At 57.3% G+C, this 14,801-nt stretch carries 11 protein-coding genes, 1 pseudogene and 2 riboswitches; of the genes and pseudogenes, 7 read left to right on the plus strand and 5 right to left on the minus strand.

The features are described 5' to 3' along the window. Positions 1–331: 331 nt before the first annotated feature. Positions 332–429: riboswitch (glycine riboswitch) on the plus strand. 2 nt (positions 430–431) lie between these two features. Then, a riboswitch (glycine riboswitch) is annotated at positions 432–521 on the plus strand. Between the two features lie 62 nt (positions 522–583). After that, positions 584–1,819, plus strand: coding sequence for a D-amino acid dehydrogenase (locus tag F758_RS0130995; protein ID WP_024511548.1), 1,236 nt, complete (start codon positions 584–586; stop codon positions 1,817–1,819). 337 nt (positions 1,820–2,156) lie between these two features. Here the strand turns inward: F758_RS0130995 and F758_RS0131000 are convergent, their stop codons facing one another. Both F758_RS0131000 and F758_RS53435 read right to left on the minus strand, forming a co-directional pair. After that, on the minus strand, positions 2,157–2,633 hold the full coding sequence (locus F758_RS0131000; RefSeq protein ID WP_024511549.1) for an Lrp/AsnC family transcriptional regulator: 477 nt from the start codon (positions 2,631–2,633) through the stop codon (positions 2,157–2,159). Positions 2,634–3,431: 798 nt separating this feature from the next. Continuing rightward, positions 3,432–3,707: an aldehyde dehydrogenase family protein gene (locus F758_RS53435; protein WP_157450225.1), complete on the minus strand. Its 276-nt coding sequence runs from the start codon at positions 3,705–3,707 to the stop codon at positions 3,432–3,434. A gap of 452 nt (positions 3,708–4,159) precedes the next feature. Between F758_RS53435 and F758_RS0131010 the strand changes: the two genes are divergently transcribed. Beyond that, entirely contained in the window at positions 4,160–4,636 is a 477-nt protein-coding gene (locus tag F758_RS0131010) for an Lrp/AsnC family transcriptional regulator (RefSeq protein ID WP_024511551.1), read from the plus strand. Positions 4,637–6,515: 1,879 nt separating this feature from the next. Here the strand turns inward: F758_RS0131010 and F758_RS44795 are convergent. Continuing rightward, positions 6,516–6,734 (minus strand): hypothetical protein, encoded by a 219-nt coding sequence (locus tag F758_RS44795; RefSeq protein WP_035723598.1) that lies wholly within the window; start codon positions 6,732–6,734, stop codon positions 6,516–6,518. A gap of 85 nt (positions 6,735–6,819) precedes the next feature. Here F758_RS44795 and F758_RS52125 point away from each other — a divergent pair, with 85 nt between their 5' ends. Then, positions 6,820–7,530 carry a recombinase zinc beta ribbon domain-containing protein gene (locus F758_RS52125; protein ID WP_245286632.1) on the plus strand — a complete coding sequence of 237 codons (711 nt, stop codon included), beginning with the start codon at positions 6,820–6,822 and terminating at the stop codon, positions 7,528–7,530. After that, positions 7,521–7,880, plus strand: coding sequence for a hypothetical protein (locus F758_RS52130; protein WP_024511553.1), 360 nt, complete (start codon positions 7,521–7,523; stop codon positions 7,878–7,880). Before F758_RS52125 ends, F758_RS52130 begins: the two co-directional genes overlap by 10 nt. Positions 7,881–8,742: 862 nt before the next feature. On the opposite strand, the gene F758_RS0131040 is transcribed toward F758_RS52130, so the two are convergent. Both F758_RS0131040 and ectB read right to left on the minus strand, forming a co-directional pair. Continuing rightward, complete coding sequence (locus F758_RS0131040; protein WP_024511554.1) at positions 8,743–9,585, minus strand: 2OG-Fe(II)-dependent halogenase WelO5 family protein; 843 nt, start codon at positions 9,583–9,585, stop codon at positions 8,743–8,745. After that, complete coding sequence (gene ectB / locus F758_RS0131045) at positions 9,563–10,834, minus strand: diaminobutyrate--2-oxoglutarate transaminase (protein WP_024511555.1); 1,272 nt, start codon at positions 10,832–10,834, stop codon at positions 9,563–9,565. Before ectB ends, F758_RS0131040 begins: the two co-directional genes overlap by 23 nt. Positions 10,835–11,493: 659 nt before the next feature. Here ectB and F758_RS49935 point away from each other — a divergent pair. From F758_RS49935 to F758_RS0131060, 3 genes and pseudogenes are all read left to right on the plus strand, one after another. Next, positions 11,494–11,666, plus strand: a pseudogene (locus F758_RS49935) (transposase); the annotation flags it as partial. Between the two features lie 1,002 nt (positions 11,667–12,668). After that, on the plus strand, positions 12,669–14,237 hold the full coding sequence (locus tag F758_RS0131055) for a porin (protein WP_024511557.1): 1,569 nt from the start codon (positions 12,669–12,671) through the stop codon (positions 14,235–14,237). A gap of 198 nt (positions 14,238–14,435) precedes the next feature. Next, positions 14,436–14,732: a transposase gene (locus F758_RS0131060; RefSeq protein ID WP_024511558.1), complete on the plus strand. Its 297-nt coding sequence runs from the start codon at positions 14,436–14,438 to the stop codon at positions 14,730–14,732. Positions 14,733–14,801: the final 69 nt, after the last annotated feature.

A 14,801-nucleotide genomic window follows, 5' to 3' on the forward strand; every position in this document is an offset into this window, starting at 1 on the left:
CTTACTACCTCGCTTTTAGTCGGAAGAACGGTTCGAATATCCGGGTAAGGAGGGCAGATCGTGCGGGAATTCATCTACTTTTGGGATCAAGCGCAGGATTCCAACAGACCGGACCTGCGGAGGAATAACCTCGTGTGAATGTGCCACGATAGGCACACGCCGTACATTCGTCGCAGCCAGGGTTACTGGGGGTTGGCAGGTGAACTTCCCCTGTGAACCAGGATTCTATTTGACGGATGACATCTCCTTGCACATCGTAGTTTTTCGTCGACGTCATAGTGCCGGACCGCTTGACATGGCGCGGTACGCCTGGACATGATGTGATGTCTGTTGATGGTGTGCGGGAGAGCGCGATGGGCCGGCAGGCGCATCGCCGCCGACGGAGCAACTCCCCAAGGAAACTCTCAGGCCCAGGACCGCACACCGAGGACAATCTGGAGAGAGGTGCCAGTTGGCGCCCACCGAAGGGGACCGCTATCCACTAGGACAGCGGGCGAAGCTCTCAGGTGCACGGACAGATTTGGGGACGGAGTTATGGCGAAAGCCATTTTACCGTTCATTCATCCCTGTCCTGGAGCACACGATGAGCACGATCACCATTATCGGATCCGGTATCACCGGAGTTACGACTGCCTATGCTTTGGCCGCGCGTGGCTATTCGGTTACGGTTTTCGACCGGCAGCGTTATCCCGCGATGGACACTTCGTTTGCTAATGGCGGCCAATTATCGGCAAGCAATGCCGAAGTCTGGAACAACGCCGCAACCATCATGAAGGGCTTGAGATGGATGCTGCGCAAGGACGCACCGCTACTTCTCAACCCGAGTCCGAGTCTTCACAAATATACCTGGTTGGCAGAGTTCATAGGCCAGATTCGCCATTACCGTCGCAATACAATCCAGACGACAAAACTCGCGATAGCCGCTCGGCAGCATCTGTTTGACCTTGCCGATCGAGAACGCATCGCATTTGACCTGGAGCGGCGGGGGATTTTGCACATCTGCGCCAACAAGGCCGAATTTGATGCAGCTTCTCATGTGAACGAGCTGCTGCGAGAGGGCGGACTTGACCGGCACCCCGTGACGCCCGCCGAAATGCACGCAATAGAACCCGCGCTGCAAGGCGATCACTATGGCGGGTTCTTCACCCCCTCTGACGCAACTGGTGACATTCACAAGTTTACGCGTGGTCTGGCTGCGGCCTGCGAGCGAAAAGGGGTGCGTTTTGTTTTCGGGGCTCAGGTCAGCGATATACGAGCCGATTCGGAAGGTGTGCTCACATGCTGGCAAGAAGGGTCGTCGAGGAATGAACTAAGGACGCAAGGAGCAGTGATTTGTGCTGGGATCGGCAGCCGGCGGATTGCTTCAATGCTTGGAGATCGCGTAAACATCTATCCGGTCAAGGGATACTCCATCACGGTGAATCTGACGGACGAAGCAAGCCAGAAAGCTGCGCCACGTGTCAGCCTTCTGGACGAGGCTGCCAAGATCGTCACCAGCCGACTGGGACAAGATCGCTTCCGAGTCGCTGGGACGGCTGAGTTGAACGGCGAGAACCGCGACATCCGCGCGGACCGAATCAAACCGCTGGTCCATTGGGTTGAGCGATTGTTTCCCGGTGTCTGCACCGCGCAGGTGGTGCCGTGGGCTGGCTTGCGTCCCATGACACCCAACATGATGCCTAGGGTTGGCCGAGGCAAGAAGCGGAACATCTTCTACAACACGGGCCATGGTCATCTCGGTTGGACCTTATCGGCTGTGACGGCTGAGATGGTGGCTGATGAGATCATGACGCGCGATGGCGGCGCGCAGCGCCATTAGCCCACGGCGCGATTTGTCAGCCGGCTTGACCTGGTCGGCGGAACCATGCTCCAGTAACGAGCTGGGAGCATATCGCTGCTTTGAAGCTGCTCGGCTTGCGATGAGGGCCGCAGCAGATTTGCTTGGCTGGACATTCCAGTGAGTTGCTTGTGAGTCTTTGGGACTCCGGCTCAGTATAGTAAGACCTGCTCGGCAGGCAGGACAGTTTAACACCGGCGAAGAGGACGAGCTGGTTATGGCCGCCGGACTAGAAGCTAAAACTTCGTCAATATCACCCTGCGGGGCCTCGTGGTAACCCTGCGGGGCCTTGTGGTAGAGGTGCTGACCTGAATAACTGTCAATTCTCGCACGGAACCTCAATTGGAACGGCAAACCCCGCTTTGACGCGGTCCAATACCACCATTGTCTTAAAGCCCTTTACGTCGGAGTTCTCGTAAAAAAAACGCTGAGTGAACCTGTCATAATCTTCCATACTCCGCGCCGAAACGTAAAGAACGAAGTCAGGCTCGCCGGTGACGGAACAGCCACTGACGATCTCAGGAGACGATTTGATGGCCTTCTTGAACCTGTCGATTGTGTCTGGGCTGTCCCGCTCCAAGTTTACAAATACAAGCATCTGAATAGGTCTTCCTACCGCCTTCGGCGAAACGATAGAGACATCGCCCTCAATGATGCCTTCCGAACGGAGCCTCTTCAATCGTCGCTGACACGCGGTTGCAGAAAGTCCCGCCATTTCACCGATCACCTCGGACGTTAGACGGTTGTCCTTCTGCACGATTTCGAGAATGCGGGCGTCTATTCGATCGTATTGCATATGGGCTCCCCTCCCGGTAAATTTCACCGCAAAACGGCTCCTCAATGCAGGAAATTATCCGAATGACGGCAAAGTGCGACGTAAATCCGTTTGTGACATTATCCTGAACGCGCAGCGCGTTCAATAAATGACCGCGTGACGCGTCCTCATCTGAGCCTCCAATTTATTCTTTTGCGACCCGCCCGTAGCTCGCGTTGGTGTTATTCGACATGCACAGCGCCCCATGTCGAGGAACCCGGTGAATGCATTCCAGCGGCTGAGGCAGTAATTGATCGCTTTGGTCGTGTCGTTGTTTTTGGACAGCCTTGTGCGCAGGCTTTCGAGACGACAACGCGTTCACTTTTGCTACGGGCCGGTGCACTCGTTAATCTCCCTCAGTGATGTATAGCCGACGAAGTCGGATTGAATGAAGGGATAGTCGCGCTTACGGTTGGCATCCTTGTAGACCCGACCTGTTCCTCATCGCTCGAGGCCGAGCAGAATTTGTTCTTCAGGGAGCGACTATGCCTTCCGGCCACTGCGATGACGCCGGAATTCCTTGATGATCTGGCGCAGCCGCTAGCTCTCGTGCCGCTCGGCCAGCAGCATCGCATTCAAAGAGCCGGCCGTCACTGCCGCTGCAGTCAGGTCATCAACTTTATCGGGGACCTCCGGTTGCAATCCGCTGCCAACCAACCGTGTCAATCCAATTACCGTCTATCCAATTAAAGGCTGATCTCCACATTTTCGGCCTTGAAACAATTTTCACCGATTTGGGATCCTGATTGTAAACAGGCTTTGACTCGAGTGATACGATCTTTACGGTCTCGGCGCCTTCCAAAGCAGATGGCCATGTCGGGCAGAACTCGCGAACGAAAACGAGCGTATTCTTTTATCGCGCAACAGAGGGCTCGAAAGATCGATTGGATTACCGACGAGCACTTGAACCGCACCGGATAGGAGCCGGCTTTCTTGAGCCAACCTGGCCCACAGCAAGAGCAGAGAGCGGTGTCTTGTATCTACGACCGGACAATCGGTTGCAAGAGCCGCCCCAGCCTTCGTGTAATGCCGACTAGAATCGTTCCACGGAGTGATCGGCGCCGCGCGACCGCTTGGCTACCTTCGTACCTGAACCAGACTACGCAGTGCAGAGCTGGGGATCGTCTCGCCATATGCACGTTAGCCCGATCGCTCAGCTGCCGTGGCGGTGCTGCAAGGACTAACGTCCTCGATCTCTTCCCCAATAACCGGATCGACCGCAACGCCGATTTGTTCGCTCGCATCCAGAACCGCGAACGAAAGCAGCTCTCCGCAACAAAATCGCAAGGCCGCAAGTTCGCAGATGTCTCGTAGCGCGCCCGTTCGAAAGCGGACGTTTGTGTCGAGTGGTTTGAAGGAGAATTGAACTCCGACGGGCCGGCTGTTGAAATTACCCTATGCAATCGGCATACTGCTGTAGACATCTTTTGTGGCGCATTGGCATTGAGAGGATTTCCTGCGCAGTGTAGCCATCTTGCGATGAAATTCGCCGGAAGGGGGAGCGCCATATGCAATACGATCGAATAGACGCCCGCATTCTCGAGATCGTGCAAAGGAACAACCGTCTAACCTCCGAGGCGATCGGCGAGATGGTGGGGCTTTCTGCGACCGCGTGTCAGCGACGGCTGAAGAGGCTCCGTTCGGAAGGCATCATTGAGGGAGATGTCTCGATCGTTTCGCCGAAGGCGGTAGGAAGACCCATTCAAATGCTTGTGCTAGTGACTTTGGAGCGGGAGCGGTCCGACATAGTCGATAAGTTCAAGAAGGCTATCAAGTCGTCAGCTGAAGTCGTCAATGGATTTTACGTCACCGGCGAAGCCGATTTCGTCGTATATATTTCCGCGCGTAGCATGGATGATTATGAGCAGTTCACTCGGCAGTTCTTCTATCAGAACTCGAACATCAAGGGCTTCAAGACGATGGTGGTATTGGATCGCGTAAAAGCGGGTTTTGCTGTTCCAATTGAAGTTCCGAGTGAAGATTGACGCTGATCACTCAGCCCGCAGATGTACGCCTTGAGCGTTTTCTCGTCGCTCTCCGACTAAAGCGCGGAACGCCCGCACTGTCGCTCATCTAAATACGGTGTGTTCAACACTTGACCCGAGAGGACATCTTTGCAGATTGGTACCGCGAATATCGTGCCTGTTCTCTTCGCGAACTTTTCGCCAGCGGACGAAGGTTGTGGCCAACTCCGGTACGTCGGGGCGACTGGTTAGCCGTCGCTGAAAGCCGGGAAGAGCGCTGGCCTGCTGCCGCAAGCCTCGCATCGACGGCGAACGCCGGCGAATCTAGCGAGCGGCACCAATCTGACCACGATCACAGCGACGTAGCTGTCTAGCGTCAGAATACCGCCGGCGATAGGGTGCAGATCAGCGCCCTCCTGCAACCATCGCCCGAGCTCCGCAAGCCGACCTTGCAGAGGGCATCGACGACGACGTTGAGCGACAGAGCACCAAAGGCACATACTTGATGGCGCCGCTCAGGGCGACTGACGGCCAGCCGTTGTTCCGCACCGCTGCTGTGGATCTCCATAGAGCGGCGTGCAGACGTTCGATCACCTCCGCGCCTAGGGTGCTTGGCTCGGTTTGTACGCCTCGACAAATTTGCGGCGGGCATGGGCCAGCAAAGGCGAGCTGAATCGCGCCGTCATGATGGCGGACGAGTGGCTTGTAGGCGGCATAGCCATTCACCTGCAGAATGCTGGAAAAGCCCGTCAATTGCGCGATCTTCGCCCTGCGCCGCATCGGCGAACTCGTAGGGACAGTGGAGGGGCCCAGAACTGGCAGATGCGGGTGCGATGCTGTCCAGGATCAAGCACCGACATTGGTCGCTCGTAGAATATGTTCGGCGCGGGCTGAATCGCCGGCAGGTCGACTTCATAAACGTTCTAACCCGCCGGACGGCACGGTTTACCCGGCCGGCGAGTGCCGGGCATCGAGATGGATGCCCTGACCAGCCAGAATCTAACGCCGGTACAGTGGCGGTGGCGGATACCACGCGAACTTTGAGACCACGACGTGGGTCACAAGTTCAATCGACGCCATACCGCTCGTAATCAGATACGGCACATCTTCGCCCGGACCACAATCATTGGTGCAGCTGCACCAGACTTGGGATGGACCGTCCGCAGTACGCGAGATCGCCGGGATCACGTCCAGCCCTCCGCTAACGTCCTCGCCGCTCTTGTGGAGGTGACTCTGGCAGCACGGACAAGCCATCGCCGCCCGTTCCAGCACCTCCTCACAAGAGGCAGGTGCTTAGGCCGGGCGCAGATGGTTGCGGCGCGCCTGCTTGCGCGACTGTGAGAGCGTCGGTCTCGAGATCGCCGCGCTCAAGCGCGAGCTGCTTGGCCGCTTCCGCGGCAAAGCGCTCCGAACGCTTCCGAACAACATGTCCTTGAGTCTACATCTCACGCCCATTTCGCTATCAGCCTCGAGCGCGCACCATCTCGCTTGGAGCTGCTGGACCGGCCGGGAGAGCGTCAGGACGAATGGCCATGAATCAAACGATACGTCCGCGAGACACAGGCTCCAGCGAACTCCTCACCTCACCTCAGCCAACAACGTCGGTTGCTTCACTGCCGGAGTCGACACGTGTCCACTCAAGTCCATCGAGCGAGGGCACATCGAAATATCCTCTCTGGGGAGTCTGACGAGTCACCTGCCATCGAAATTACAGTGTGCGAACCGACGCATCCGCTGTTCGGCCACGCGTTCCGCGTCATTCGCGCTCGGTTCATCGTCGCGGGGGCTTCCCGTTTTCGTACGAGGTCGAATATCGAGACGGTGCCAGCCTTTGATTCCGGTCGCGGCGACCGAACCACGGATGTCGATAGAGAATCGAACGAAGCTGAGCGTCGAGGCACTACACGATCTGATCTCTCTGGTTGAGCAGCTCGAACACGATGCCGATCGATCCGAAAGACTTTTGGGTCACGCTGTCAACGGCACTGCAGCGCCAAATCGTCAACGAGGTCGCCGAAGGCAAGTCATGAAATCCGAGCTGGTCAAGCCGATACACCTGGCGCGACGGGCGGTCCTGTACATCCGGCAGTCGACGACCCATCAGGTGGTTCTTCAGCACTTCAAGCCGCGTGGAACCTGGAGGTGCAGGAAGGGCTCGAGCTGCTGTTTGAGATCTTCCTGAAAGTGCGCACCATGGCAAGGTCATGCGTGAGTTCAACGACCGTGGTGTGCAGCTGCCGCGCCGCGATCGTCACGGCGATCTGCATTGGGCGGGGGCGACGACATCCGCGGTCGCAGCGATTCTGAAGAATCCTGCCTATGCGGGCGCCGTCGTCTACGGACGGACACGACTCCGCAAACCGTCGGAGGGAAGATTACCGACGAAGGTGCCGAAGCCGATCGAGCAATGGCGGATCATCGTCAAGGACCGATATCCTCCCTATATCGCTTGGCAAAGCTACGAGAACATCAGGGGCAGCATCAGCGACAACCGAGCAGGATACATGCGTAACAAGACCAGGGGGCTCCACGTGAGGGGCGAACTACTGCTGCAAGGCATCGCATGGTGCGGAAGATGCGGTCACAAGATGTACGCTCGCTACAAGCGTGGAGCCGAGTACGTCTGCAATCACCTGCGTTCGCATCAGGGACTGCCGGCGTGCCAATACATCCGTGCTCGCCGCGTTGACGCGGCCGTGGCAAGCGTTCCTCACAGCGCTGGCGCCGGCCGAGATCGACGCATTGTCGTGCGCTCGTCGCGCTCAGCAACAGGCATACAAAGCAATGCAGAGCGGTGCCGAGCAGCAGCTCGAACGCCAGCGCTACGAAGCAGCGCTCGCCGCACGTCAGTTCAACCGCGTCGATCCTGCCGGCTCATCGCCGCCGAGCTCGAGCGCCTTGGGAGGTGGCTCTGAAGGAGGTCCGAGTCGCAGAGGAGGCCCTGGCCCGTTTGAAGTCTCCCCAGGCTATCGCTCAGATCACCGTCGGCAACAAGGCGCTGAACGACAAAGTCGTCCGCCTCTCCGGCCGTCTGCCTGAGATCTGGACGGACCCGAGCACGACCGACGCGAAACGCAAAGCGCTGCGCTGTCTCATCGACAAGGTGATCCTCGACCGCGGCGAGCACGACGTCGTCAGGATGAGGATCGTCTGGCGCGGCGGAGCCGTCACCGACACGCTGGCCTCAAGGGGCTTACCGAGCAACGTACACGATGGCGGCATTCAACCGATTTGCTCAGCGCACAGCAACTTGCCGGCGTATTGAACATTCCCGTGAATTGGCTCTACGTTCAGATCAGGCAAGGGCGCGTTTTGATCGATCGTCATCCTTCCGGCGCACATCTGTTCTCCAACACGTCGCGCGTGATTGAGGCTGTTCGAAAACTACGCAATCATGAGCTCGATCATCTCGATCTCAGAATCACTGAGCCTCACGAGGAGGGCCATCAACATGCGTAATCGAGCAACGTTGCGAGCTGCGTCGCACTTAGAAGCACCACGCCATCGGCGATCGGCAGCCAAGTCGAGCGCGCCTTGTGCAGCCACTTCGTCACCAGCACCATGGCGCTGCCGTCTGCCGCCGCATACGCTTACTGAGCAACTCGAAGGCATCGGCGCAATAGGGGTTCGCCCGCAGCGCTTCATTCACCAGCGTCGAAAGCGTGTGCACCGATTTCGACCGGCTGGGCCGCCATCAACACCTTGAGCCGGCCTGTAGCGCAATCACAGGAGGCGCCGAACTGCCGAGAGTACCACGGAAAGCGTCGCAAGCTCCACCCGGGTCCGGCCCGCATGGGCGCCCAATTCACCTCGATCTCGATTCACCCCGCGCCTAACCACCGGCGGGTGCTCTCCAAAAGCGCGGTCTGTGCTGAAGAAATGCGCTTGGAGTTGTCAGCAGTCTCGCTACCGTTCTCAGCACCAATTTAGATCGCCACGAAGCTCGGCGCTTTGCCGGCCACCGCCGTAACCTGGCGCCGCGACGCCCTGCCCGCCGGCAACGCTATTAAAGAGTGTCGCTGGTCATCAAATCAGCGCGCGATCTATTACGGAATGGTCTCATCCTTATGAGGCATATTTAAGTCTCAACTCCCGCGAAAAATGGCCAGTGGCTGCGACAGCCAACTTCAGGTCCACCAGAGAACAAGATCCGGTCGCGCAAACCCGAAGAAGCTATTCAGGAGAAGGCGGCGCTTTCCTTTGGTCGATGGTTGGGTGACCCCGTGAATGAAACCACCATCGATTAGAGCGATATCCCCGGCCTTGAGCCGGAGGTCGTGAAAAGGAACCGCCTCGAGATAAGCTTTCGAATAGGGATACCCGGTAGTCTCCACCCCTTGCGACTTCCGGTCGACGGATGTCGGCTTGTGGCTCCAGATGCGCAGATCGCCACCCTCGTCGGGCATGCTCACATATAGGTTAAGTGCCACGACGGTGTTGTTCGCTACCGCAGGAATCTCGTAATCGTTCCCGGCACATACGACTTGAGCGACGTCGTCGTGAGGCTCCAAGGCATACATGCCGGTACCAGACCAACAAAAAGCGCGACAAATATTAGCCTGACGGTGCTCCGAACGGGTCAGCCGCAATTCAATGCCCTGATTATGCAAGTCGCGTTTCAACGCATCGAACAACCCGCGAACCGGATCAACCAAGTTGCCCAAAAGGGCCTCGACGAATGGTCGCGCATTTTCCGCTTCTGCGAAATACGTGGCTGCATCCTTCCTGTAGTGAGATGCGCCAATATAGTGTCCCGGAACGCCGTCTTTGCGCTGTTTGAGACCGGGATTGCGAATAAAATTCGCGGCAATCTCCTCCGCTATCTCGATGCTGAAAGCTCGGCTGATGTGCAGGCCCGTAATCTGACCTTTCAGGACTGAGATGATCTCCGCAGTGCGGATCGAGCCGATTCGTTCTCTGATCGCAAGAGGCGAGATGGTCGGCGCTTTAGACACTTCGGCACTTATCATTGGCTTGCTCCTGTAGTGCATCATCGAGGATGGCGATGGCATGATCGAGTTCGTCGTCGGTGATAGTTATCGGCGGAAGGATTTTGATCACGTCGCGATTTGGCCCTGAAGATTCGATGAGCAGGCCGTTTTCGAACGCCACATCGTGCACACGGTCGACAAGGGCCTGTGAACGGCACTTGAGCCCAGCCATCAGGCCGCGGCCGCGCTTTTCTTCGATACAATTTGGAAATTTCGCAACGAGGCGATCAAGTTGAGTTTGCAGTTTGACCGCTGTCCGTTCGACGCCTGCAGTAAACTGGCTGTCGGACCACATTTTGCACATGGCCCCTGCAGTCACGAAGGCGAGATTGTTGCCTCTGAAGGTTCCACTATGTTCTCCCGGTTTCCATACGTCCATGTCGGGGCGAATGAGAACAAGCGAGAACGGGTTACCTGAACCGCTTAGGGATTTTGAAAGGCAGACGATGTCAGGTTCGATTTTCGCGAACTCGAAGGAGAAGAAATCGCCCGTTCGGCCCGCGCCTGCTTGAATATCGTCGACGATGAAAACAATGCCGTGCTTACGGCAAATACGCTGGATTTCTGTGAGCCAAGCTGCGGATGCGGTGTTCATGCCGCCCTCTGCCTGAACTGTCTCCAGAATGATTGCTGCTGGCTTCTCTATGCCGCTCCCTGGGTCGCCCAATACGTAGTCGATGTAACCCGCGGAATCGAAAGCTCGGTTCGGATAGCCATCGTACGGGACACGAATGACATCATGGCGAGCAACACCGCCCAGCTCCCTCGTCGACGCCGACCCGGACACAGCCAGCGAGCCGAGCGACATGCCGTGGAACGCATTTGTACAGGCCATGACGCTCGGGCGGTTGGTATATTTTCGCGCCAGCGCAAGCGCCGCTTCGTTAGCGTTTGTGCCGGTCGGACCAGGAAATTGTATCTTGTAGGAAAAGCCCCTAGGTGTCAGGATCGAATCGACAAACACTTCAATGAATTCACGCTTTGCCGCTGTATACATATCAAGCGACGAAAGAATGTTCCCGCCAGAGAGATATTCAATTGCTGGTCCAAGAATGTTCGGGTTGTTGTGTCCGTAGTTGAGTGCGCCAGAGCCCACAAGGAAATCAATATAGGTCTTGCCGCTCTCGTCCCAGATTGTTGCCCCAAGGGCCTTCGTAAATACTGTAGGAAACGATCGCCCATAGCGACGAACGTTAGACTCATGAACCGCGAAAACATCGGTATTCATTTTAGGGGCCATCTGCATGCATCGAACGCGTATGGTTGGTGGTAGATGTTTATCAGCGAGATCTGAACCCAGAGTCACGACGAGGCATTCCAGGCCGTTGATTTCGCCGATAGTTGCGGCCTCTCTGATTTGCGAGCGTCGATATCAGCCGCGAACTCGGCCTGCGGATTGGATAAGCCACAGCCAGAAACATCGCCTCACACAAACGCAAGTATGAACAGAGTTTCAATTCTATGGCTTCGAGGCTCGCCACAGGGCGTGCCTCGGCAATCAGTCTACTCATGGTAATCTCCTTTAAGTGGTGCCATGACCAAACCCGCTTCTCTCAGATTGTGCTTGCGGTTGACAATATCTACGCCTGGAACGTACGCGCGTTTCGCGGGACCTGTATTTGCTTGACGCCTGTCTCCCAAAATGGCCCCGCTCATTTAACGGAGAAATGCGAACAGTAAACCTACTAAGACTAGTAGTCTTCTGTGATCCGGAGGCCCGTCTGTATCCCGCCATGAGGCGCGCGTCGTCGACTTCGCAAACTGAACGGGTCTCAGCGCTTCAACGAGCTGGCGGAGTCGAGAGCAGTTAGCGCTAGCATATACTGGCCTTGCCCCACGGGCTTAAGCCAGTTTGAACTCGTTCTGGCCCACGACAAGAACCAGAGCATGAAGCGTAGCCGTTTTCGGAAGAGCAGATCATCGGGATTAGGGAGCACGAGGCCGGCGTTTCGGTGCGCCGATTTGTGCCGCAAGCATAGCGTTAGCGACGCCAGCATCTACAAATCGAGGCCAAGTTCGGCGGGATGGACGTCTCCGAGGCCAAGCAGCTGAGGACGCTGTTGATGCCTGACTAATTCTCCCCAGAAGTGCCGTGTGATCCATTCTCCAGGACGATCTTCATTTTGCGATCGGCAGCAGTTTGAGGCGGTCTGCCCGATTCGACGGCGTGTTTCGCTGGCACCATGTTTGAGCCGCTTACGCACCAGCGCAGCACGGCTGTCGACGCCGCGCCGGAAGTCTGCCGGCTTAGTCATCACACTCACAGATGTGAGCCGATTGGTGCTGCCGGCGCAATCGGCGCATGTTTCGGTTGTTCGACGTTCTTCGATAGCAACAGCGCAAACGACCGGCCGCTTTTTCTCGGCCTCGCCTAGAGGCTGTGTCGGCGGCAACCGAACTACTGCGGCGTCAGAACCGTGTCGGCGCGCCACCGCCGCTCGATCTCACCGTAGGTCTAGCTCTCCGCGACAATCTGCGCCTTCTGCTCTGCCGTCCAGGCACAGCACCGTCCTGCCCCGGCAAGCACTTGGTCCGTCGGCTCCGGCTGAGATTTGTGCGAAAGCTCGGTGTCCGAAACGTGTCTAGCCCGCGCTTGCGGTCAGACATATCAGCCTGTGGGCTTGAAGGTGGAGCACCGCGAACAAACGCTTGAGCCGCATTGCCGGGATAGAGCGTTGTATTGACGTGAACAGCACCGAGAGTCCGCAAACGTTCTCCTTACAGTATAGCACAGCACCACGCTAACTAGGCGATCAAGCGTACGAAACGCACGTTCATCACCAAATTTGCACGAAGCGTACCGAACTGGCGCGACTAAAGCACGTTTGCCGGACGCGCACGCACTTTGGTTCGTTCCGTACACATTTTGCGCGCCGATTACGAACGCAGTCTGTCAACGTAACAAAGCGAGGGGCGGGATGGTCCGCACCGCGACGTCACTGGTTCAATCTTCAGTGGCGTTTGAGAAAGGCCCTTTAGGTCGAGAATGATTGGGGCGAAGGTGGCTACTCTCTGAACGGTTGAGCGGCCACTTTTGAGGCGAAGCAATTTGGAGGACTTTTATGAAGATGGCCACGAGCCTTTTGCTCGGTTCCGCGGCGGGTCTGATCATGCTAGGCGGAGCAGAGGCTGCCGATCTTGCCGTCAAGGCCAAGCCGGTCGAGTACGTGAGGATCTGCTCCCTGTATGGCGTAGGCTTCTACTACATTCCGGGCACTGACACCTGTATCAAGCTGGGTGGGTATCTTCGCGCGGATATGCTGGTCAACTCGAATAGCGTTGACACTGGAAACACATCGGGCGCTGGCGCCGCGGGAAATCGGTTCACAAACGCCTTCACTTGGCGCGCCCGTCAATATGTGGAAATCGATACGCGCACCGCGACCGAATACGGTGTGGTTCGTGCCTTCGGGCAACTATCGTTTACTTGGACGGACGACACCCAAGCAGGAACCGGCGCCGGAGGGACTGTTTACTCCCTTCTTCCTGGAACGACAAATGGTGCCGCTCCGTTTAACGCAGGTGCGGGCAATAACTCCTTCGGTTCATTCGGCCTTTACTATGCTTTCATGCAATTCGCGGGCTTCACGATAGGTAAGGCGCAATCGCAGTTTTCCATGCCGTGGTCGAACTATCCCGGTAACAACTTCGACGGTCTCGTCGGTGGCGGCGGCAGTGTCATTGGCACCAACCAGTTCTCCTATACGGCCGAATTCGGCGGCGGTGTTTCGGCCACGATTTCGGCGCAGGATCCTATCCAATCGACTCAAGCTGGTGTCGTCAACGTCGGCGTTGGCGCCAGTGGCCTTGGCACCGCTGCCCTCGGCCCGTTTGGCACCAGCGACTACGCTGGAACGTATGCTCCTGATTTTATCGGTAATGTTAGTGTCGACCAGGCTTGGGGGATGGTCCGGGCCTCGGTGGCGGCGCATGACAATCACGCCGCGTACTATGGTGCAAATGAACTTACTGGCCATCCAAACGACGTTTGGGGCTATGCTGCTCAGTTGGGTGCGACGATCAGGAACGTCCCGACTGGACCTGGTGACACGATCAATATTTCAGGCGTGTATACGAACGGCGCCACCCGCTTCAACATCCAAGACTTGAGCCAGGGCGCTGCTATGACGATCTTTGGCGGCACAAATTTACCGGGAGCCTACCAGAGCATCGGATTTGGGATGGCTCCCGACACGGTGTTCGCAAACAATGGAGGTTCTCAGCAGCGGATCCAGACTTGGGGTATGCGCGGTGGGTTCAACCATAACTGGAACCCCTACTGGAGCAGCTCGCTCTACGGTGCATACGCTGGCGTCATGTACAGCAGTGGGGCGAAGACTCTGATCTGCGGTAACGGTGTTACGGGTGGTTCATTCCAGGCCTTTTATGGTGCGGGCGTCACCTCCTGCAACCCGAATTACGGCATTGCGCAACTTGGTTTGGTTACTCGGTGGACCCCAGTCAAGAACCTGTCGTTCTCGGCTGATCTTACCTACACCCATCTAGCTCAGAATATGGTGGGCACGGTCGCTTACCCCGGCAGTAACGCCATCGGCAAACCGGCCGCCACTTACGAGCTCAAGGACCAGGACACTTTGCTCCTCCTGCTCCGTGCTCAGCGCAACTTCTGATTTTAACTAGCAGCAAAGGAGAGAATCTCGACCGACGTTAACCTCCAAGGAAGGCCTTCGGTATGCCCACCGGAGGCCTTTTCGTCATCGAAGAACGAATCCGCCTCTGCGATGCACCGTAAGCGGCCGTTAAACCCACCTTCAAGGCCGCAGGCCGATAGGCGAATGTCCGCCAGCTGCGTCGAGCGAGCTGGACACGTGTCGGACACAGAGCTTTTGCACAAATCCAAACCGGAGCCGGTGCATCGGCTCGAGGTGTTTACCCGGACGGGACGGCCCCGCGTCTGGACGGCAGAGCAGAAGGCGCAGATTGTCGCCGAGAGCTACGCCGATGGTGAGACCGTGACAGCGGTGGCGCGCCGACATGGCCTGACGCCGCAGCAATTGTTCGGTTGGCGCCGGCAAGCTCACCGGCAGGCTTTACGTCAGGCGGAGACGTGCGGCCCGGCTTTTGCGCCCGTAACCAGGACACGCGCCCTGAGGGCGCGATACTGAATTGGATCCGCTCCGCGAATCCGATACGGGCCGGCGGCATGTAAACAGCCGCATCAGAGGCCGGACACA

Source organism: Bradyrhizobium sp. ARR65, from assembly GCF_000472385.1.
In the GTDB taxonomy this organism is placed as follows: Bacteria; Pseudomonadota; Alphaproteobacteria; order Rhizobiales; family Xanthobacteraceae; genus Bradyrhizobium.

What these genes read in the sequence shown, in the direction of transcription:
- F758_RS0130995 (WP_024511548.1), top strand. Translation starts at nt 584, where the DNA reads ATGAGCACGATCACCATTATCGGATCCGGTATCACCGGAGTTACGACT.
- F758_RS0131000 (WP_024511549.1), bottom strand. Translation starts at nt 2,633, where the DNA reads ATGCAATACGATCGAATAGACGCCCGCATTCTCGAAATCGTGCAGAAG.
- F758_RS0131010 (WP_024511551.1), top strand. Translation starts at nt 4,160, where the DNA reads ATGCAATACGATCGAATAGACGCCCGCATTCTCGAGATCGTGCAAAGG.
- F758_RS52125 (WP_245286632.1), top strand. Translation starts at nt 6,820, where the DNA reads ATGCGTGAGTTCAACGACCGTGGTGTGCAGCTGCCGCGCCGCGATCGT.
- F758_RS0131040 (WP_024511554.1), bottom strand. Translation starts at nt 9,585, where the DNA reads ATGATAAGTGCCGAAGTGTCTAAAGCGCCGACCATCTCGCCTCTTGCG.
- ectB (WP_024511555.1), bottom strand. Translation starts at nt 10,834, where the DNA reads ATGAATACCGATGTTTTCGCGGTTCATGAGTCTAACGTTCGTCGCTAT.
- F758_RS0131055 (WP_024511557.1), top strand. Translation starts at nt 12,669, where the DNA reads ATGAAGATGGCCACGAGCCTTTTGCTCGGTTCCGCGGCGGGTCTGATC.